We start from the raw sequence: 20,775 nt of genomic DNA, 5'->3' as shown, positions 1-20,775 counted from the left end.
GGATAAATACACAGAAAATAAAAAGTCATTAAGGATAGTCAATGGCAACACCATTACCGATAAACGTAGGGCGATTAACGCAAATAGCGGGATTTGAGCTTGTACGTATGTTTTTAACTAAACGTGGACTTATTGCATTAGCTGCCTTTGCATTGGTGTGGCTAATCATACTGCGCTACCCAATAGGGCAAGCAGTAGGCATTGTAAGTGCGCCCGATTTTGAGCAAATAGCTCGTGATATATCAGGTTCTATTGGTTTAAGTAAGTTATTAGATTGGCCTGAGGCCGAATTTGCTATGTACTGGTTAATAGCCCTGTATAGCTTTCCCGTTTTTGGTTTATTTATTTGTAGCGACCAAACGGTAGGCGACAGAGAGCGTGGCACACTGAGGTTTTTATCACTGCGCTCCACTCGCTTTGAAATACTGTTTGGCCGTTTTTTAGGACAGCTAGCGGTATTAGCCTGCTTAGTGGGCATTACTCTTGTGGCTACGCTCGCTGTACTAGGGTTTAGAGATCCAAGTTTACTGGCTGGTGGTTTTGCCCGTGCACTTTCTATATTTTTAATATTAGTTGTTACTTTATGCCCATTTGTAGCACTTATGACGTTAATAAATACCTTTGCTCGTTCATCGCGCTTATCTATTGTATTGGCAATTTTATATTTTGCAGCAGGCGGTATTGTAGTTGGTATATTGCAATGGCAAATACCCGCATTAGGCTTGCTTGATTATTTATTTCCGGGTGTGCAAATAGAGTTATTAGCGGGGCAAAATTTACCATTATTAAGCGCTGTTGCTATTCCCCTTGTACAAACAGCGGTGCTACTAAGCGTTGCTCAACGTATTTTTGCAAGGAGCTCACTATGAGACCATTAATTACAGCTAGCGGTTTGAGTAAATCGTATGGTGCAAAACTTGCGCTTAATAATGTGGACTTTGAAATTAACAAAGGCGCGCCAGTGGCGCTTGTTGGGCCAAATGGTGCGGGTAAAACTACCTTATTTAGTTTGTTGTGCGGCTATATAGCGCCAAGTAAAGGCAGCCTTGAAATATTAGGGCATAAGCCAGGTAGTGCTGCTTTATTTAATCAAGTAAGTGCATTACCGCAAGATGCACAACTTGACCCTCGTTTTAATATAGACAAGCAACTCGCCTTTTATGCAAAACTACAAGGTATGGGTGCTAAGCAAAGCCAAACTGAGGCGCTACGTGTACTTGATTTAGTTGGCTTAAAAGAAATTGCAAAGCAGCGTGCGGGGGATTTATCGCACGGTATGCGCAAGCGCGTTACGATAGCGCAAGCACTTATTGGCGCACCACAAATTGTAATGCTTGATGAAGCAACCGCAGGGCTTGATCCGATTCATGCCAGAGAAGTACGTGAGCTGGTATCAGAATTAAGTGAACAGGCTACATTTATTTTAAGCTCTCACGATTTAACTGAGCTTGAGCGACTATGCTCACAGGTACTTCATTTAGATAAAGGCGTACTAAGCGAGCACCAAACAAAAACTAATAATACCGATAAACACTTTTATACATTAATGCTAAGCGAGGCTTATCAGAATGTTGAGCAACAGCTTCAAGCAATTGCAGGGGTGAGCCGGGTGTATATGAGCCAACATAAAGAATATGTAGTTGAGTATCAGCCAACGAGCGATCCACTTGATATTGCACTACTGAATTTTTGTCATCAACAACACTGGCAGTACCGGCAGTTAGTTAATGGTCATACATTAGAGAATCAAATATTTAAACAGGAGAAAGTATAATGGGTTTACTTAGCGGACTTATGGGTAATGCAAGCGAAGTTGACGATTCTGATTTAGAAAAAATCCTCGCCAATACATTAATTGACGGCGAGCAAGTAGAAAAAGCATATAAAGTAGTACGTGATATGTTTATTTTTACTAATAAGCGCTTAATCTTAATTGATAAGCAAGGTATGACAGGTTCTAAAATGGAAATGGTGAGTATTGCTTACTCTAAAATTACCAAGTTTAGTAAAGAAAGTGCAGGCCATTTTGACTTAGATGCCGAGCTAAAAATATGGGTTGGCTCAGATCCAACACCAATTAGTAAAGAGTTTAAGTCTGGCGATAATATTAACGATGTTTACCGAATTATTAGCCAACACGCGCTTTAATACGGTACATGTTTTAAGTAGTTGTTGACTAGATGTTGCAACTACTTTAATTTTACAGTTTACAACACTTCCTTACAATTAACTTAATAAATACAAATGGTTAGTTAAGTTTTTATTCAGTTTCCTAACGTTAGCATGTGCCTCGACTTTAGCAATACAGCTAGAGCATAAAAAGCAATGTACATAGGGAAGTCTTACAATGAAAAAATTAGCAGTTATTATTTCGAGCATTTTATTATCTAGCACTGCGGCTGCTGCAGACAGCTATAATTCAATTAGTAACCTAAGCTACAAAAATAGCGATAACAACGATACTGTTGCTGTAGATTCTATTTACTACTTATCTCCTAAAAAAACTTTAGGTCCGTACGATCAGTTTGAATACATCAATAAACAAACTAACGTATATGGTGGCTACGCTGATGACGACTTTGGCGATTTAACATCGGTTGGTGGTGAATACTTTATTAATGAATTTGTTGTTGGCGCATCTTACGAAAACCTAGACCCAGATTCAGGTTCTAACAGTGAGCTTTATAAACTGACGGGTGGTTACTTTTTCAACCCTGATTTACTTGCAAAAGTAACACTAGTTGAAAACAAAGACGGCGACGATTACGCATTATTTGATTTAGCTTATAACTACATGCTAAATAGCACAGATTACGTAGGTGTTACACTTACATCAGACGACGATTTTGATTACCGTGCAGTTGCTGCTAAATACTTTATTGATTTACAGCAAGGTAACTACCTAACTTTTGAAGGTAAATACGAAAGCATTGATGACGCAGAAAACCAATGGGTAGCAGAAACTAACTATTACTTCTCAAAAGCAACATCTGTATTTGCTAACTACAACAAGCAAGACACTTACAGCTTTGGTGCTCAACACTTCATCAATAAAAATATTGGTGTAAAGGTGGGTTACGAAAACAACGCTGATGATTCTGATAACGATGCGTACTTTGCTAACATGCGTTTTCAGTTTTAATTAAGTCCCCTACTTAGTTAATACAAAAGTAATATCAAAAGCCCGCTAAATTTAGCGGGCTTTGTCGTTTTTAAACGTTTGATCTTTTAACTATAAACTTTTACTAACCATAATTACGGCTTTTATTATGCTCATCTAAATACTTCTTTTAAATTATAAATAGAGTCGCCATGAATGGCTAAATTGTTATTAAAGTCATTAAGTGCAGTCGATGATAATAGCTATAAAATAGTAAGTATTGGAGTTGTTTTTGCTAGTAAACAATGGTTATTGGGAAAAAACAGATAAAAATATGCACTGATACAAACCTATTTTTCATTATAAATACAGAAATAATGAATTAATTATAGTCATTATTTTGAGAAATTAGAAAAATTTAGTGAGGGGAGGTTATATTAATGAGGTTTATCGAATAATTAAGTTGTGCTCAATTTGGCGGCAACTTGTACCTTATTTGTTACTTTTAAAGTTTAAATGATGACAGACTATTGTTACGCAGATTTTGTTGATACTTATTATTTACATTCGCTCGTAATTACTTACATTTTAAGTGGTTTTAATCTAACCTCTTATTCAGTTTTTGTTCATTTTTTTGGCGTTAGGATGCGCCCCGACTTTGGCTAGACAGCTGAGGCATAAAAGTAATATTTATAGGGAATTTAAAATGAAAAAATTAGCCGTTATCATTTCGAGCATTTTATTATCAAGCGCTGCAACCACTGCAATAGCCGCAGATACTTACCAATCAATCAGCCATGTAGGATACGTGGATGTAGATGGTGATGACACACTAAGTGTTGACTCAACTTATTATTTTTCTCCAAAAGCGACGTTAGGTCCTTACGATCAATTTGAGTACATCAATAAGCAAACAAATGTTTATGGTGCATACAGTGATAATGATTTTGCAGATGTTACTAGCATTGGCGGTGAGTATTTTGTAGAAGATTTTGTATTAGGTGCACAGTACAATAATTTCGATAGTGATTTTGGCTCAAGCACGGATGTAATTGAACTTTCAGCTGGTTACTTCTTTAACCCAAACCTTGTATTAAAAGCTACGTTTGTTGATGTAGAAGATGCTGACAATCAGTTTGTGTTTGATTTGGCATATAACCACCAGTTAAACAGCACTGATTATATTGGCTTTACAGTAACAGCAGATGATGAGTTTGATTACCGTGCAGTAGCAGCTAAGTACTTTGTTGATTTACAGCAAGGTAACTACTTGACTGTTGAAGGTAAACTTGAAGATGTTGATGGCGGTTCAAGTAACTGGGAATTAGCATCTAACTACTATTTCAGCAAAGCAACATCGGTTTTTGTTACAGTTAATAAAAATGATGATTACACTCTTGGTGCTCAACACTTTTTCAACAACAATGTTGGTTTAGAAGCAGGTTACGGCAATAACTGGGATGATTCTGATTATGATGCTTACTTTGCAAATTTAAGCTTACAGTTTTAATTTAACTAAAATTAGAATATGAATAAAAAGCCCGCTCATTTGAGCGGGCTTTTTGTTCAGCGCTATTTACCAGCCGCAGTTGCGGCCTTCGTTTTGTTTATCTAAATATGTTTGTAATGGTGCAAAGTAATCGAGCATTGCTGTTGCATCCATTTGCGGCTTACCTGTTACAGTTTCAAGCGCTTCTTGCCAAGGGCGAGATGAACCCATTTCAAGCATAGCGTTTAGCCTATCCCCTGCTTCTTTTGAATTATAAATAGAGCAGCGATGAATGGCTTTATCGTTACCGGCAATTTCACATAAGCTGCGATGAAACTCAAATTGTAAAATATGCGCTAAAAAGTAACGTGTATAAGGCGTATTACCCGGAACGTGGTACTTAGCACCCGGATCAAAGTCGTTTTCGCTACGTGCGATAGGCGCTTGCACTCCTTGGTATTTTTCACGTAGTTCCCACCATGCTTTATTGTAATTTTCTGGTGCTACTTCCCCTGAAAATACCTGCCAACGCCACTGATCAACCATTAAGCTAAATGGCACAAAAGCCACTTTATCAAGTGCCATTTTCATTAATAGACCAATGTCTTTTGATTCATCAGGTACTTGCTCTAGTAAGCCAATTTCTTTTAAGTAGCCTGGTGTAACCGAAAGGGCAATGGTGTCGCCAATGGCTTCATGAAAACCATCGTTGGCACTTTCTTGATAAAATAAAGGCTGTTTGTTGTAAGCGCGCTGATAAAAATTGTGGCCTAGCTCATGGTGAATAACAGAGAACTCTTCGCCCGTGCGCTGAATACACATTTTAATACGTAAATCGTCTTTGCTATCTATATTCCATGCAGATGCATGACATTGCACGTCTCTGTCTTTTGGTTTTACAAATAACGAGCGCTCGTAAAAGGTCTCTGGCAGTGGCTCAAATCCCATTGAGGTAAAAAAGGTTTCAGCCCCTATTACCATTTTAAGCTCGTCGTAATTATTTTGAGCTAATAACTCGGTTACATCGTAACCCGGATCGGCATTTTCTGGTGCAACAACATCGTAAATGTTACCCCATGCTTGCGCCCACATATTACCGAGTAAGTGCGCTGGTATTGGCTGATCTTGAGGTACTTTGTCGGTGCCGTACTTTTCACCTAACTTTGCGCGAACATGGCAATGTAGCGAGTTATAAAGTGGTTTAACTTGGCCCCAAATACGGTCAAGCTCAGTGGTAAAGTCATCAGCAGGCATATCGTATTTACTGCGCCACATAGCGCCCGTATCGGCATAACCAAGCTCCTTCGCACCTTCGTTGGTAAGTGCTACTTGTTGCTCGTAAAGTGGGCGCATGGGTTTTGATATTTCACGCCAGCCTTGCCATAAATCAAGTAGTTCGTTGTAATCTCGGCTGGTGGCCATTTTTGAGGTCATGTCGCCAAGGCTCAAACAGCTGCCATCTTCTTTACAGTATTTACCTTTACCATATAGCCCGCCAAGCTCTGCAACAATTTGTGAAAGCTTCGCTGTTTTATCAGCGTCTTGTGGGGCTGGAAGTGTAAGTGCTAGTTTTAGTTTATCAAGCTTACGGCGAGCATCGTAATCAAGCTCTAGTTCGTCGTATTTTGCAGCTTCATTTGCTAAACGCACGACTGTTTCGGTCATTTTACGGTTAACTTCAGCCGATAGAGCAGATGTATCGTGAGTAATAAAGTTTGCGTAAATCCACTCTGCACGGCTCGATTCTAAATAAAGTGCACTTAGTTCTTTTTCTGTGTTTGTTATAAATGTATTTGCATCTTTAGCTGTTACAGCTTTTTTAGTGTGTGGTGAATCGGTAGTGTCGATAGATACTTGCGCATCGCAGGCCGTTAAAGCAAGAGTACTTGCTACCATTAAGGCGCTCATACTTAGTTTAAATCGAAAGGGGGTCATGCTATTCCTTTAATTTATTGTTATTAAAACGTTGATAATAGCAGTGATGTTTAAAACAATAAAATGAATGCGTTAAGGCTCACGACTCGTCGTGCAATGATTGTATTTAAATTAAGATGGGTCATAATTAAGTTACTATTTTCATTCAATGTGTAAGGAATGTGCGCATGTTAATATTTATAATATTGCTGGTCGTGGTGGTGGTTATTTTTGCGGTTAAAGATATTCGCCTAAACTTGATTAGTCGTCCTACGTTTAAAATGTTCAAAAAGGTGCTTCCGCCATTATCGCAAACAGAGCGAGAGGCAATGGAAGCAGGTGATGTTTGGTGGGATGGTGAGTTATTTAGTGGTAACCCAGACTGGCAAAAACTGCACCACTTTCCAAAACCAGAGCTTAGCGATAAAGAAAACGCATTTATGGCTAACCAAGTAGAAACCTTATTGGCGATGCTTGATGATTATCAAATTGTACAAAAAGACAAAGACTTGCCAAAAGAAGTGTGGGATTACCTAAAAACAGAAGGTTTTTTTGCGCTGATCATTCCTGAAAAATTTGGCGGTCGTGAGTTCTCGGCAATTGCTAATTCAACGATAGTGTCAAAAATTTCGACTAAAAGCTTAACAGCCGCAGTCACTGTTATGGTGCCTAATAGCTTAGGTCCGGGCGAGTTACTTCTTCACTATGGCACTAAAGAGCAGCAAGATCGTTGGCTGCCAAGTTTAGCTAATGGTACAGATGTTCCTTGTTTTGCATTAACGGGCCCAGAGGCGGGCTCTGATGCTGGCAGCATTCCTGATTCAGGCGTTGTGTGTATGGGTGAGCACAATGGCGAGCAAGTAATGGGCCTGCGTTTAAATTGGTCAAAACGTTACATTACGCTTGCACCAGTGGCTACTGTACTCGGCTTAGCATTTAAAATGTATGATCCAGACGCTTTATTAGGTGATAAAAAAGAGCTAGGTATAACGTGTGCGCTTATACCAACCGATCATCCGGGTGTTGAAACGGGTGAGCGTCATTATCCCCTTAATATGGCCTTTATGAATGGTACCACTTACGGTAAAGATGTATTTATACCACTGGATTGGATCATTGGTGGTCAAGAGTGTGCAGGGCGTGGCTGGAGAATGCTTGTTGAGTGTTTAAGTGCAGGGCGTGGAATATCACTACCAGCATTAAGTGCAGCAACTGGGCATTTAGCTTCAAAAATGACATCGGCATATGCCATGGTACGCCAGCAGTTTGGTGTATCTATAGGGCAATTTGAAGGCGTGCAAGAGGCACTTGCGCGTATTGGTGGTTTAACTTACACACTTGAGTCGTGCAGATTAATGACCGCAGGTGCGATTGATTTAAAATTAAGCCCATCGGTTGTAACAGCGATTGCTAAATACCATATGACTGAAATGGGTCGTACGATAATGAATGATGCAATGGATATTCATTCAGGTAAAGGAATTCAAGTAGGGCCTAATAACTATTTGGCGCATGGCTATATGGGGATTCCAGTATCAATTACAGTTGAAGGCGCGAATATTCTAACGCGTAATTTAATGATATTTGGTCAAGGTGCAACGCGCTGCCACCCATTTGTTTTAAAAGAAATGGAAGCCGCTGCAATGGAAGATGACGACGCAGCACTTGAACAATTTGATGGTTTATTAATGAACCATATAATATTTGCAGCAAGTAATGCAGGTATGGCATTTGTGCATGGCTTAACACGTAGCTACTTTGCTAAAGCGCCTGTAGGTGGTGAAACGGCTATTTATTATAAACAACTGAGTAGAATGAGCCGAGGCTTAGCTATTTGTACAGACGTTGCAATGTTAATGCTTGGCGGTGAGCTTAAACGTAAAGAAATGATATCAGCGCGTTTGGGTGATGTATTAAGTCATTTGTACTTAGCATCAACTGTTTTAAAACGTTATGAAGATGAAGGGCGCCAACAAGCGGATTTACCATTTGTAAAATATGCAATTGAGAACTCATTATTTGAAATTGGCCAAGCGTTTAATGGCTTCTTTAAAAACTTTTCAAACCCGGTTGTTAATTTTATCCTTAAACGTATCGTGTTCCCGCTTGGAAACCATTACCACAGACCAAGTGATGAAATAGCACAAAGTATTTGCGAGCGTATGACTCAACCTGGTGTATTTAGAAACCGCTTAACGCATTTATGTTATGTAGATGAAAATGCAGGTACAGGGGTCATGGAAAGCGCATTTTTAGCTATGCATGATATGCAAGCGCAGTTTAAAGACTTAAAACAATGGCAGCGTAAGGGCAGTGTGCCTGCAACGCTTGATATTGAAGGTGCTATAAATTATGCGCTTGAAAATAAGTTGTTAGAGCAAACGGATGCTGATGCAATGCATCATGCTAATAAGCTACGTAAGAAAGCCATTGCAGTTGATAACTTTCAACCTGGTGAGCTGTAGCGCACTACTTTAAATACTAGGGCGTGTTGACCTTTCGTGGTTGAATTTGCAGCAGGCTGTTTGGTTTTTAGGCAAGGCAGAGCCTATGTAGTGTGGTTATTCCCCATAAATAGGCGATAACGCAGCATAAATGCCAAACATGCGCTGCCCTTTGGGTTCTTTCTAGGGACGATTAACTCTTTGTTGCTCGGTTTTTACTTAGCCCACTAGGTTACAAACCTCGCGCCGCGATTAAATCGCCCCTAGATTGAACAAATTTCAATCCACAAAGATCAACACGCCCTGCTAAAACGAAAAAGGCCTTACGAATGTAAGGCCTTTTTTATGTTTAATTCATTTATTTTTAACGAGCGTAAGGGTCGGCAACAATTTTATCTATATACCATTTTCCCTTTTTACGAAGCATTTTTACACTGCGCATTTCGTCAATTTTATCACCATTTAAATAGCCGGTAAAAATAAGGTTTATTTTAGCGTTATCGCCGTATTGTTCACGGACGCTCATATTGGTCATATCAACTTCAATGGTGACTTCATCGTATTGCATATTTACTAAGTTACGAGAAAACTGTTTAGCGGTGCCGTAGGATTTCATTATACGTGTAAGGTTGGGGGTTGCCATGGTGCTGGCTTTTTGAAGGTCTTGCTGGTTATAAAGCGCATCAAAATAAGCGGTTGCTGTATCGCCAGGAGTGTCGCCAAGTGTTTTGGTATCGTCACCACAGGCTGATAAAAATAAACAGATGACCAAACTTAATAAACTCGTGATTTTTTTCATATTAATTATTATTAATTAGTTTTTTTAAAGTGTGTGGTTTATCTATGCAGATGTAAAGGTATGGCAGGCAATAAATAGAAAATTGGATAATAAATAATAAAAAAGGATGCCTAAAGCATCCTTCTAAAAATCTTAAAATTACTTATTGTACTAGTTCTTGTTCACTAAACTCTTCATCAAACATTGGGCTTGATAAGTAGCGCTCAGTTGCACTAGGTAGGATAACAACAATATTTTTATCTGCGTTTTCAGGCTTTTCAGCAATTCGCTTAGCTGCAACAACCGCTGCACCTGACGAAATACCTACTAAAATACCTTCTTTTTTCATTAACTGATGCGCCATTGCAATTGCGTCTTCGTTAGATACAAGCTCTGCGCCATCAATTAAGTCCATATCTAAGTTGCCAGGAATGAAGCCAGCACCAATACCTTGGATTTTATGAGGACCTGGTTTAATTTCTTCACCGGCAAGCGTTTGGCTAATAACTGGAGAGTTAGTTGGCTCAACAGCAATAGACTTAACGTTTAGACCTTTTTCTGTTTTAAGGTAGCGGCTAACACCTGTAATAGTACCACCAGTACCAACACCGGCTACAAAAAAGTCTACTTTGCCATCAAGCGCATCATAAATTTCAGGGCCTGTTGTTTCAAAGTGAATTTTTGGGTTTGCAGGGTTTTCGAATTGTTGTAATAAAATATACTTATCAGGTGCTGTTGCTTGAATTTCTTTTGCTTTTTCAATTGCGCCATTCATACCTTTTGCACCGTCGGTAAGTACTAGATTTGCACCTAATGCTTTTAATAGCTTGCGACGTTCTAGGCTCATGGTGTTTGGCATAGTAAGCGTTAACTTGTAACCACGTGCTGCTGCAACAAATGCAAGTGCAATACCAGTGTTACCTGATGTTGGTTCAATAAGTTCTTTACCTTCAACAAGCTGACCTGACTTTTCAGCTTCCCAAATCATCGATGCACCAATGCGGCATTTGATACTAAAGCTTGGATTACGAGATTCAACTTTAGCGTATACATTCCCACCTGTAACACGGTTAAGTTTTACCAGCGGTGTATTACCGATGCTTAGTGAGTTATCTTCAAAAATAGTAGACATAATGTTCCTTTGGATGCAATCTGATCAACGTGTTAATAGCCTTTGCTACTAACTATATAAACACACTTTACTGTGAGTTTAAAAAAACTAAAGTAAAGTTTGGCTATAACATATATCTATTGGGCTTATAACCAGTCGAAATAAAAATCAATTATTAGCGGTGCTTTAGTTATTATAGGTGCGGGCTTAATTTAAAATTTAAAGAGTAAAACTTCGTTTAGTCAAAAAATGTTCAAAAGAGTATTGAATTAAGCTGTGTTTGTTCAATATTTGTGCATATGAATGTAACTTGAATAGTTTTATCACACAATGCGTCTAAAACATGATAAAAACACGTATCTAAATTCAATTAAGCAATCACAATGAAATTAATCTTAAAATTAATTGCCGGTATTGTGGCCGGTATCCTAGTTGGACTATATGTACCTATAACTGGTGTTGAACTTTTATTCACAGTAAAAGAGCTGATTGGTCAAATTATCTCCTTTACCATTCCACTTATTATATTATTTTTTATTGCATCAGGTATTGCAGGCCTACCAAAAGGGTCTGGTCACTTACTTGGTAAAACAGTCGGGTTTGCTTATAGCTCTACAATTATTGCAGGTACGCTTGCATTTTTATTAGTAAGTGCTGTTATCCCTTTTTTAAGCGGTGGTATTACATTCGAGGCAGAAGTTGCTACAGAAATTGGCAGCTTTATTGATTTAGAAATTCCACCTTTGATGGGGGTAATGACCGCATTAGTAACTGCTTTTGTATTTGGTATAGGCATGAGCCAATTAGAGCTTGATACGCTTAAAAAGTTGTCTGATCAGGGCCGTGATGTGATTGACGGATTATTATCAAAAGTAATTATCCCTGCTTTACCATTTTACATTGCAGGTGTATTTGCCGAAATGACGGTAGCGGGTACTGTGGTAGATACACTGCGAACATTTGGCGTAGTACTAATTGCAGCGCTTGTTATGCACTGGTTATGGTTAAGCGTTTTATATATAGCGACAGGTGTACTATTGAAACGTAATCCAATCGAATTAGTTAAAAATATGCTACCAGCTTACTTTACAGCGTTAGGTACTATGTCAAGTGCAGCAACGATTCCAGTATCGCTTCAATCAAGTAAAGCAAATAACGTTAAAGAAGATGTAGCAAACTTTACCGTACCACTTTGCGCGACTATTCACTTATCTGGCTCAACTATCACTATAGTAACCTGTGCAATGGCTGTTATGTTTTTATCGCCAAGCATGGAAGTCCCTTCATTAATGGGTATGCTACCGTTTATTATGATGTTAGGTGTAGTAATGATTGCAGCACCAGGTGCTCCAGGTGGCGCAGTTATGTCGGCGCTTGGTCTATTAACAAGCATGCTTGGGTTTAATGAAGGAGCAGTTGCATTAATGATTGCACTTTATTTGGCACAAGATAGCTTTGGTACTGCGTGTAATGTAACGGGTGATGGTATCATTGCGTTATGGGTTGACAGATTTAGCGAAAAATCGTCATCTTAAACTATTAGGGCGAGGCAATAATATTAGTTATTGTTTCGCTTTATGTATGTTACTGTGGCAAATTAATTTAATTAAATTGCATGTTGTTAGGTAAGTGAGGATGTTCCATTGATTAATGTACTTTTAGTTGATGACCATGAACTTGTACGAACAGGAATAAAGCGTATTCTTGATGATGTACGAGGGTTTAAAGTAATTGGTGAAGCTAAAACTGGCGAAGAGGCTGTACAGTTTTGTCGTCAGCATGCGCCAAACATAGTATTAATGGATATGAATATGCCAGGCATGGGCGGATTAGAAGCGACTAAAAAGATTTGTCGTTACTGCCCTGATGTAAAAATTATTGTGCTTACCGTTAACTGTGAAGACCCGTTTCCGAGTAAAGTAATGCAAATTGGTGCACATGGCTTTTTAACTAAAGGTGCTGGCTCTGACGAAATGGTGCGTGCCATTCGTTGTGTTCATGCCGGTCAGCGTTATATTGCCCCTGAAATTGCACAGCAAATAGCACTTGCGCAAGTGACAGGTCGCACAGACGAAAATCCTTTTCAGAGCTTATCTGAACGCGAACTGCAAATTATGCTTATGATCACTAAAGGTGAAAAAGCACAAAATATAGCTGAGCGTTTAAACCTAAGTTCAAAAACAGTAAATAGCTATCGCTACCGTATGTTTGAAAAGCTAAATGTAGGTGGTGATGTTGAGCTTACCCATTTAGCAATCCGTCATAAAATGATTGATATAGACGTTTCGTACTAACTATAATTTATGTCTGAATTTGATCACGTACATTTTCTCAAAACGCTATCAAGTGAGCCGGGTGTATACCGCATGCTTGATAGTGACAACCAAGTTATTTATGTTGGTAAAGCTAAGCATTTAAAAAAGCGTGTGAGCAGTTACTTTAGAAGTAACATTACCGATAGCAAAACACGCGTTTTAGTGAGTAATATTTGTGACATCGAAGTCACACTCACTAATACTGAAACAGAAGCGCTGCTGCTTGAAAATAATCTAATAAAAAAATACCAGCCTCGCTACAACATATTATTACGCGACGATAAGTCGTATCCCTATATTTTATTAACTAGCCATAAACACCCTCGTTTAGCGTTTCATCGTGGCAGTCGTAAAATTAAAGGTGAGTACTTTGGGCCTTTCCCGAGCGCGGGAGCGGTATCTGAAAGCTTGCGGTTAATGCAAAAAATATTTCCTGTTCGTCAATGTGAAGATGCCTATTACCGCGCAAGAAGTCGCCCGTGTCTGCAATATCAGCTTAAGCGTTGCTCAGCTCCGTGTGTGAATAAAGTCACGGATGATGATTACAGCGAGCAAGTTGACTATGTCCGTAAGTTTTTAACGGGTAAATCTCACGAAGTTATTGCTGATTTAATAAAAAAAATGGAAGCAGCCAGCCTACAATTAAACTTTGAACTGGCGGCAAAAGTTCGCGACCAAATAATGCTACTTCGTAAAATGCAGGAGCAACAGTCTATATCAGGTAATTTTGCTGAAATGGACGTAGTTGGTTTTGCTCATTTAAATGGTTTAAATGGTATTCATTTATTAATGATCCGCGATCACAAAGTATTGGGTAGTAAAACGTATTTTCCAAAAGTACCTAAAGATTCAAGTGAGCAAGAAATATTGACTTCATTTTTAGGACAGTACTATTTAGCGCCAGGAGCAACAGGGCGTATTGCAAAAGAAATCATATTACCTTTTGAAATAGAAGAGAGCGGGGCACTCGGTGAAGCACTCACACAAATAAGTGAGCGCAAAGTAACACTTAAAGTAGTTACCCGTGGTGAGCGTGCTCAATACTTACAACTGGCCAATAAAAATGCATTAAACAGTATTGCAGTTAAGCAAAGTACCCAAGACTCTATTAATAAACGTTATGCACAATTAAAAGCAACACTGCGACTTGATGATATTACCCGAATGGAGTGTTTTGATATAAGCCACACCATGGGTGAGAACACTGTTGCAAGTTGTGTTGTATTTGACTCACAAGGCCCAAATACGAGAGAGTATAGGCGCTATAATGTAACGGGTATAACCGGTGGTGATGATTATGCTGCAATGGAGTTTGCACTTAATAAGCGTTACAACAAATTAGTAGATGAAGACAAAATTCCAGACGTTATCTTTATTGATGGTGGTAAGGGGCAACTGGGGCGCGCGGAGCAGTACTTTTCTAACTGGCCGCATACAAAAATGCCATTATTGGTCGGTGTTGCTAAAGGTACTAGCCGTAAACCAGGCCTTGAAACACTATTGATTGACGGTGGTCGAAAAACTATCCCAATGGATTCTGATGCACCTGCACTGCATTTGATTCAGCATATACGCGACGAATCTCATCGCTTTGCTATTGCAGGGCATCGTAATAAACGTCAAAAACAACGAACACAATCACTATTAGAAGAAATAAATGGAGTAGGTTCTAAACGTCGCCAAACATTATTAAAATATTTAGGGGGCATGCAGGGAGTAAAAGCTGCTAATATAGAACAGTTAAAGAAAGTTCCTGGGATCAGCCCTGACATGGCTGAGAAGATATTTAACCATTTGCATGACAAGGGCTAGCCCTACATGCGAATATAGCAAAAAAGACATATCCAAGTAGTTATGTGGAATATTCCAAACACACTCACAACATTTAGACTTTTTCTTATCCCCGTTTTTTTGGTGATATTTTATTTGCCTTATAGCTGGGCTTTTTTTGCTGCCGCCTTTATTTTTTGGCTTGCATCAATCACCGATATACTAGACGGTTATTTAGCAAGAAAGCTTGAGCAATCAACCCCTTTTGGTGCTTTTTTAGATCCTGTTGCTGATAAAGTAATGGTATGTGCCGCACTTGTAGCGTTATCTGATCAGTACCAGTCAATGTACATGACAATACCTGCTCTTATTATAATAAGCCGTGAAATTATCATATCTGCACTTCGTGAATGGATGGCAGAGCAGGGTAAGCGTGGTAATGTCGCTGTATCAAACATGGGTAAAATTAAGACGGCTGCACAAATGTTAGCCATTATCGGTTTGATTTGGCAATATGATACATGGATGAACTATTTAAGTTTTGGACTACTGTACATTGCGACCTTTTTAACCTTGAGTTCTATGATGCAATATTTACGTGCAGCATGGGGTGAATTGACTAAAAATTAACTCTAAATGTATAATAACGCACCGTTTTAGATAAAAAACAAGCAAACAGTTCAAAACTAGCATTTTTTGTATTGACGCGTTTAATAATCTCTGTAGAATGCGTCCGTGTTGAGAGGGCATAGCCCCCGAGATAAACAAAACGGTAATTAATCAGTTACCTGAATGTTCACATAAATCATCATGTGCTAATTCAAATAACTGATAAATAAAATGCGGTACTAGCTCAGTTGGTAGAGCGCGACCTTGCCAAGGTCGAGGTCACGAGTTCGAGCCTCGTGTACCGCTCCAAGTTTGTCTTAAGGTTAATACCCCGTACTGGGGCGGAATGGCAGAGTGGCCATGCACCGGATTGCAAATCCGTCTACCTCGGTTCGACTCCGGGTTCCGCCTCCATTTCAACACTCCACACGCTTTAATTAGCAAACTCGATGCCCGAGTGGTGGAATTGGTAGACACAAGGGATTTAAAATCCCTCGACTAACAAGTCGTGCCGGTTCAAGTCCGGCCTCGGGCACCACTTTGTGGTTTAATTGCATTACCAAGTGTAATTTATAAAATGGTTAATTTAGAATTAATATGATGCGGTACTAGCTCAGTTGGTAGAGCGCGACCTTGCCAAGGTCGAGGTCACGAGTTCGAGCCTCGTGTACCGCTCCATATTAGTTTTATCCACTTGCTTTAAATAGCAAACTCGATGCCCGAGTGGTGGAATTGGTAGACACAAGGGATTTAAAATCCCTCGACTAACAAGTCGTGCCGGTTCAAGTCCGGCCTCGGGCACCACTTTAAATTGTTTAACCAAGATAATTTAAAGTTGATAAAATAGTATTTTGCGGTACTAGCTCAGTTGGTAGAGCGCGACCTTGCCAAGGTCGAGGTCACGAGTTCGAGCCTCGTGTACCGCTCCAAATTATTTGGAAATATTTAGGCGGAATGGCAGAGTGGCCATGCACCGGATTGCAAATCCGTTTACCCCGGTTCGACTCCGGGTTCCGCCTCCATATAATTTACTCCACACGCTTTAATTAGCAAACTCGATGCCCGAGTGGTGGAATTGGTAGACACAAGGGATTTAAAATCCCTCGACTAACAAGTCGTGCCGGTTCAAGTCCGGCCTCGGGCACCATCTTTACTAAAATCCTCAGATAAAATTCACTTAAATTCTAAATTGCTTCTAATTTTAAAACATTCAAAAATTATTCTTACTTAAATTCTCTAATCTTATTTTTAATACCTACTTACCTTTAAAATCTATTTCTTTTTATTATCTTAGAGTTTCATCATCATACATTTATAAAGCTCCCTGTTTGTAATTAACCGTTACTACTTTTATCCCAGCTGGTTAATTAACTGAATTGGTATAAGAGCACCTGTGTATAACAAAGCAAAAAATCAGAACGCTGGTTATTTAATTTTCTTGGCAATTACTCCTGTACCTAAGTTTTAACGAGGGGTGGCATTAATGAATGTAATAGAAGTGCGGTGTCTAAAATAAATTTAAGGTAGGAGTATAAGGAATGCGTTAAGCACATAGTTATACGAATTGCGAAGATTTTATAAGCGACCCTTGAGGATCGCTTATAAAGGATAAATTGTTATTGCAGTTTACTCTGAGCTTTGTAAATTGGATACTCGCTCAACAAGCCTTGAATAAGCGCAACACACATTAAAATAAGTACTATTGAAAACGGCAAAGCTGTAGTAACTACGCCCGACTGAAGCGCTTGCAATGCTTGCGAGCCACCAACCCAGAGCAATACTGCTGCAATCACGCCTTCGACTGTAGCCCAAAATATACGTTGTGGCACTGGTGCATCTATTTTACCGCCCGCAGTTATACCATCTATTACAAGCGATCCTGAATCAGACGACGTTATAAAAAACACCAAAACGAGTGCTATAGAAATAATAGAAATAAAACTAGAAAGAGGTAACTGCTCGTATACTTGAAATAAAGTCACTGAGATATCAGTTAAACCATTTTGTCCAAGTGGGCCAACTTTATCTATAACTTGTGTAATTGCCATATTTCCGAATACGCCCATCCAAACCAAACTAAGAAGCGTGGGTAGGCCAATGACGACGAGTAAAAACTCGCGTACAGTGCGCCCCTTTGAAACTCGGGCAATAAACATCCCAACAAACGGCGACCATGATATCCACCATGCCCAATAAAACACAGTCCAAGAGTGCATCCAATCTTCATCGGGTCTATTGAATGGATTGCTCAAAGGTACAAAGTGCTCTACGTACGCCCCAAGGGTAAACCAAATAGCAGTAATTGCATCAGAGAAAGTAAGGGCAATAACGGCTAATAATAAAATAAATGCACAAATTAAATTAACATTGCTCAGTACTTTAACACCCCCCTCAATACCTCTAATAACTGAGAAAATTGCAATGCACGTTACTAAACCAATAACAGATATTTGAAAAGCAGTCCCGTAATCAGTGCCTAACAGATAATTTATCCCGCTGGTAGCTTGTTGAGCGCCAAGGCCTAGCGATGTAGCTAAACCAAATAAAGTAGACAGTACAGCGAGTATATCTATGATATGACCGAGCCATCCCCAGGCGCGATCACCAAATAATGGATAAAAAACCGAACGTATAGATAAAGGAAGGCCTTTATTAAATGCAAAAAAAGCCAAGCTTAATCCAACAACAGCGTAAATCGCCCATCCATGTAAACCCCAGTGGTACATGGTTGCACCCAAAGCTAAAGAGTGTGCTTGCGGTGAGTTTGGCTCAACGCCCATAGGCATATGATACCAACCAGTATAATATGCAGTTGGCTCAGCAACTCCCCAAAACAGTAAGCCAATCCCCATTCCTGCTGCAAAGAGCATTGAAAGCCATGACATGTAACCATGTTCAGGACGAGCTTTTACGCCACCCAACCGAATTTTACCTAAAGGAGAAAATGCTAAAATAACGCAAAATATCACAAAGGCATTGGCTAGTAACATAAAGTAACTATCAAATTGATTAATTATTGCGTCTTTAGTCGAGGTTAGTGCATCACGGGTAACGGTAGGGTCAAAAACTAGGGTAAGTATTACAAATAAAACAACTAAGAAGGCGCTTATACCAAATACTGGGTTATGGATATCAAATCCCCACTTTTGTACATTATCTTGCCCAACTTGGTAATCAGTAGTGTCTATACTGTATTTTTTTGTCATGTCATCCATCGGTTCTCCTTTTTATAGATAACTTAATTCATACATCCTACGTAATTAAATATAAAATAGTTTTAAAATTAATATAACTTTTATTTATAAGAAATGAGATGATTAAGCGTAGTATTTGTTATTTTTAGAACTAAAAAAGCGAGCCGTAGCTCGCTGATTATTTTCTATTCCCAGGCCTCTGGGTCAACCTCTTTAGCAAGTTTAGGATGCTTACTTTTATCAAAGGTGGGTATTAAGCCCTTTTTGCGTTGTTCGTTATAGTCTTTTGAAAGCCATACAACAACACCTGAAAGCATAAATAGCGCTATAACGTTTACAATGGCCATTAAACCCATTGATATATCTGCCAGCGTCCAAATTAAACCAAGCTCACCAACAGCACCAAACATCACCATACCTAAAACAACAAGTCTAAAGATAAACATACCTTTATTAGAGTTGTGCTCTAAAAACATTAAATTTGTTTCAGCGTAAGAGTAATTAGCCACAATAGAAGTAAAAGCAAAAAACAATATAGCAATAGCAATAAAGTAAGTACCCCAGTCGCCGACATGTTCTTGTAATGCTGCTTGTGTAAGTTCAATCCCCATAACACCAGATTCAGGTACTAATTGCTGCGATAGTAAAATAAGAGAAGCAGTCGCTGTACAAATAACAATAGTATCAATAAATACGCCTAACATTTGCACATAACCTTGTGATGCTGGGTGAGGAGGGTAAGGTGTCGCAGTAGCCGCGGCATTAGCTGCACTACCCATACCAGCTTCGTTTGAGAATAAACCACGCTTTATACCTTGGATCATCGCTTGTGTAACACCATAACCAATAGCACCAGCACCAGCTTGTTCAATACCAAAAGCACTTTTTATAATAAGCACTAGCACATCTGGTAGTGCAGTAAAGTTAATGGCGCATACATAAAGTGCAACCAGCAGGTAAGCTAATGCCATAAATGGCACAACCATTTCAGCAAAGCGAGAAATTGTTTTTAGGCCACCAAAAATAATGATGCCAGAACCAATAACCAAGCAAATGCCTACTATATACTTAGGTACATCAAACGCTACTTCAAATGCTGCAGCAATAGAGTTTGACTGTACTGCGTTAAATACTAAACCAAAGGCTAAAATTAAACATAACGAGAATAAAGTTCCCATCCAACGTTTGCCTAGACCGTTTTGCATATAATAAGCAGGGCCACCTCTAAAATTACCATCTGCATCTTTTGTTTTATAAGCCTGAGCTAGAGTACTCTCGGCAAAACTTGTAGCCATACCTATTAATGCAATAAGCCACATCCAGAAAATAGCACCTGGGCCACCTAGGTATAAGGCGACAGCAACACCTGCCATATTGCCAGTACCGACACGAGCTGCTAATGAAGTACAAAAAGCCTGAAAGGATGAAATTTCGTTATCGGCACATTTACGAGAACCAAACATAACTTTGAACATATGTGGGAATTGCACAAATTGAATAAAGCCTAGTCGAAAAGTAAAGAAGAGGCCCGCTGCTATTAATAAGTAGACGAGAACTTGCCCCCATAGAAGGGCACTTATACTATTTATTATGTCTGTCATGGATACTGCCTAAATACATGAGTTAAAAAAAGTGACCGCAACTTATCACATCAGGATAAAAGTGTTTAGTTTTAAAGTTCAAAAACAGAGTTATCAACAGGGTTTTGTGGGTAACTTGTGCCTATCGTGTGCACTTGCTTGGGGCTTAATTTTAATTACTATTTTATGCAAATAACGCTTGCGTAAAATCCGCCGCTCCCTATAATGCGACCCCACTGAAACGGGAAACGCCGAAGCATAGCGAAGCACGAACTGCTCAGAGAGTTAAATAAAACTTCGGTTTTAAATCTTCTAAAAAGAAAGTTTAAAACAAAGTGTTGACTCAAAAAATAAAGGGTGTATTATTCGCATCCCTTGAGACGCTAAAGCGACTCAAAACGTTCTTTAACAATATAAAGCAATCATCTGTGTGGGCACTCGTACAGATTGAGTTCTAACAGCCAACCTACT

15 protein-coding genes and 8 tRNA genes are annotated in these 20,775 nt (G+C 39.2%); 18 read left to right on the top strand and 5 right to left on the bottom strand.

The window, feature by feature from the left end; all coding sequences use genetic code 11:
• Nucleotides 1–41: 41 nt before the first annotated feature.
• The 5 genes from H5157_RS14145 to H5157_RS14125 all read left to right on the top strand — a co-directional run bounded on the left by H5157_RS14145 (nucleotide 42) and on the right by H5157_RS14125 (nucleotide 4,610).
• On the top strand, nucleotides 42–869 hold the full coding sequence (locus tag H5157_RS14145) for an ABC transporter permease (protein WP_165740937.1): 828 nt from the start codon (nucleotides 42–44) through the stop codon (nucleotides 867–869).
• The gene (locus H5157_RS14140) at nucleotides 866–1,774 is read left to right on the top strand and encodes an ABC transporter ATP-binding protein (protein WP_182724915.1); all 909 of its coding nucleotides are present in this window, start codon (nucleotides 866–868) and stop codon (nucleotides 1,772–1,774) included. Before H5157_RS14145 ends, H5157_RS14140 begins: the two co-directional genes overlap by 4 nt.
• Nucleotides 1,774–2,148, top strand: a complete 375-nt coding sequence (locus tag H5157_RS14135; protein ID WP_007377979.1) for a PH domain-containing protein — start codon at nucleotides 1,774–1,776, stop codon at nucleotides 2,146–2,148. The genes H5157_RS14140 and H5157_RS14135 overlap by 1 nt, the downstream gene beginning before the upstream one ends.
• A gap of 199 nt (nucleotides 2,149–2,347) precedes the next feature.
• On the top strand, nucleotides 2,348–3,142 hold the full coding sequence (locus H5157_RS14130; protein ID WP_002962833.1) for a putative porin: 795 nt from the start codon (nucleotides 2,348–2,350) through the stop codon (nucleotides 3,140–3,142).
• Nucleotides 3,143–3,806: 664 nt separating this feature from the next.
• The gene (locus tag H5157_RS14125; protein ID WP_182724914.1) at nucleotides 3,807–4,610 is read left to right on the top strand and encodes a putative porin; all 804 of its coding nucleotides are present in this window, start codon (nucleotides 3,807–3,809) and stop codon (nucleotides 4,608–4,610) included.
• Nucleotides 4,611–4,676: 66 nt separating this feature from the next.
• Here H5157_RS14125 and H5157_RS14120 read toward each other — a convergent pair whose 3' ends face one another.
• Nucleotides 4,677–6,524: a M2 family metallopeptidase gene (locus tag H5157_RS14120; RefSeq protein WP_182724913.1), complete on the bottom strand. Its 1,848-nt coding sequence runs from the start codon at nucleotides 6,522–6,524 to the stop codon at nucleotides 4,677–4,679.
• Between the two features lie 167 nt (nucleotides 6,525–6,691).
• Between H5157_RS14120 and H5157_RS14115 the strand changes: the two genes are divergently transcribed.
• On the top strand, nucleotides 6,692–8,968 hold the full coding sequence (locus H5157_RS14115) for an acyl-CoA dehydrogenase (protein ID WP_182724912.1): 2,277 nt from the start codon (nucleotides 6,692–6,694) through the stop codon (nucleotides 8,966–8,968).
• 343 nt (nucleotides 8,969–9,311) lie between these two features.
• Here H5157_RS14115 and H5157_RS14110 read toward each other — a convergent pair whose 3' ends face one another.
• Both H5157_RS14110 and cysK read right to left on the bottom strand, forming a co-directional pair.
• Entirely contained in the window at nucleotides 9,312–9,746 is a 435-nt protein-coding gene (locus tag H5157_RS14110; RefSeq protein WP_002963139.1) for a hypothetical protein, read from the bottom strand.
• A 142-nt stretch (nucleotides 9,747–9,888) separates the two neighbouring features.
• Nucleotides 9,889–10,857: a cysteine synthase A gene (gene cysK, locus H5157_RS14105; RefSeq protein WP_002963138.1), complete on the bottom strand. Its 969-nt coding sequence runs from the start codon at nucleotides 10,855–10,857 to the stop codon at nucleotides 9,889–9,891.
• Between the two features lie 362 nt (nucleotides 10,858–11,219).
• Here cysK and H5157_RS14100 point away from each other — a divergent pair, with 362 nt between their 5' ends.
• From H5157_RS14100 to H5157_RS14045, 12 genes are all read left to right on the top strand, one after another.
• Complete coding sequence (locus tag H5157_RS14100; RefSeq protein ID WP_182724911.1) at nucleotides 11,220–12,371, top strand: dicarboxylate/amino acid:cation symporter; 1,152 nt, start codon at nucleotides 11,220–11,222, stop codon at nucleotides 12,369–12,371.
• Between the two features lie 108 nt (nucleotides 12,372–12,479).
• The gene (gene uvrY, locus H5157_RS14095; protein ID WP_002963136.1) at nucleotides 12,480–13,130 is read left to right on the top strand and encodes a UvrY/SirA/GacA family response regulator transcription factor; all 651 of its coding nucleotides are present in this window, start codon (nucleotides 12,480–12,482) and stop codon (nucleotides 13,128–13,130) included.
• A 9-nt stretch (nucleotides 13,131–13,139) separates the two neighbouring features.
• On the top strand, nucleotides 13,140–14,963 hold the full coding sequence (gene uvrC, locus H5157_RS14090; RefSeq protein WP_182724910.1) for an excinuclease ABC subunit UvrC: 1,824 nt from the start codon (nucleotides 13,140–13,142) through the stop codon (nucleotides 14,961–14,963).
• A gap of 42 nt (nucleotides 14,964–15,005) precedes the next feature.
• Nucleotides 15,006–15,551, top strand: a complete 546-nt coding sequence (gene pgsA / locus H5157_RS14085; RefSeq protein ID WP_032827134.1) for a CDP-diacylglycerol--glycerol-3-phosphate 3-phosphatidyltransferase — start codon at nucleotides 15,006–15,008, stop codon at nucleotides 15,549–15,551.
• A 212-nt stretch (nucleotides 15,552–15,763) separates the two neighbouring features.
• Nucleotides 15,764–15,839, top strand: a tRNA-Gly gene (locus tag H5157_RS14080).
• Between the two features lie 31 nt (nucleotides 15,840–15,870).
• Nucleotides 15,871–15,944, top strand: a tRNA-Cys gene (locus H5157_RS14075).
• A 37-nt stretch (nucleotides 15,945–15,981) separates the two neighbouring features.
• A tRNA-Leu gene (locus H5157_RS14070) sits at nucleotides 15,982–16,068 on the top strand.
• 64 nt (nucleotides 16,069–16,132) lie between these two features.
• A tRNA-Gly gene (locus H5157_RS14065) sits at nucleotides 16,133–16,208 on the top strand.
• A 39-nt stretch (nucleotides 16,209–16,247) separates the two neighbouring features.
• A tRNA-Leu gene (locus H5157_RS14060) sits at nucleotides 16,248–16,334 on the top strand.
• A 49-nt stretch (nucleotides 16,335–16,383) separates the two neighbouring features.
• Nucleotides 16,384–16,459, top strand: a tRNA-Gly gene (locus H5157_RS14055).
• A 19-nt stretch (nucleotides 16,460–16,478) separates the two neighbouring features.
• Nucleotides 16,479–16,552: transfer RNA gene (locus tag H5157_RS14050), tRNA-Cys, on the top strand.
• 38 nt (nucleotides 16,553–16,590) lie between these two features.
• Nucleotides 16,591–16,677, top strand: a tRNA-Leu gene (locus H5157_RS14045).
• Nucleotides 16,678–17,146: 469 nt separating this feature from the next.
• On the opposite strand, the gene H5157_RS14040 is transcribed toward H5157_RS14045, so the two are convergent.
• Both H5157_RS14040 and H5157_RS14035 read right to left on the bottom strand, forming a co-directional pair.
• Nucleotides 17,147–18,745, bottom strand: a complete 1,599-nt coding sequence (locus H5157_RS14040) for a BCCT family transporter (RefSeq protein WP_182696262.1) — start codon at nucleotides 18,743–18,745, stop codon at nucleotides 17,147–17,149.
• A gap of 164 nt (nucleotides 18,746–18,909) precedes the next feature.
• On the bottom strand, nucleotides 18,910–20,325 hold the full coding sequence (locus H5157_RS14035) for a sodium:alanine symporter family protein (RefSeq protein ID WP_182694390.1): 1,416 nt from the start codon (nucleotides 20,323–20,325) through the stop codon (nucleotides 18,910–18,912).
• Between the last annotated feature and the right edge of the window lie 450 nt (nucleotides 20,326–20,775).

Source organism: Pseudoalteromonas sp. SG43-3, assembly GCF_014164385.1.
Classification (GTDB): Bacteria; Pseudomonadota; Gammaproteobacteria; order Enterobacterales; family Alteromonadaceae; genus Pseudoalteromonas; species Pseudoalteromonas distincta.
The sequence above is the reverse complement of the archived record's forward strand: the minus strand, read 5'-3'. Positions and strand labels throughout refer to the sequence as shown.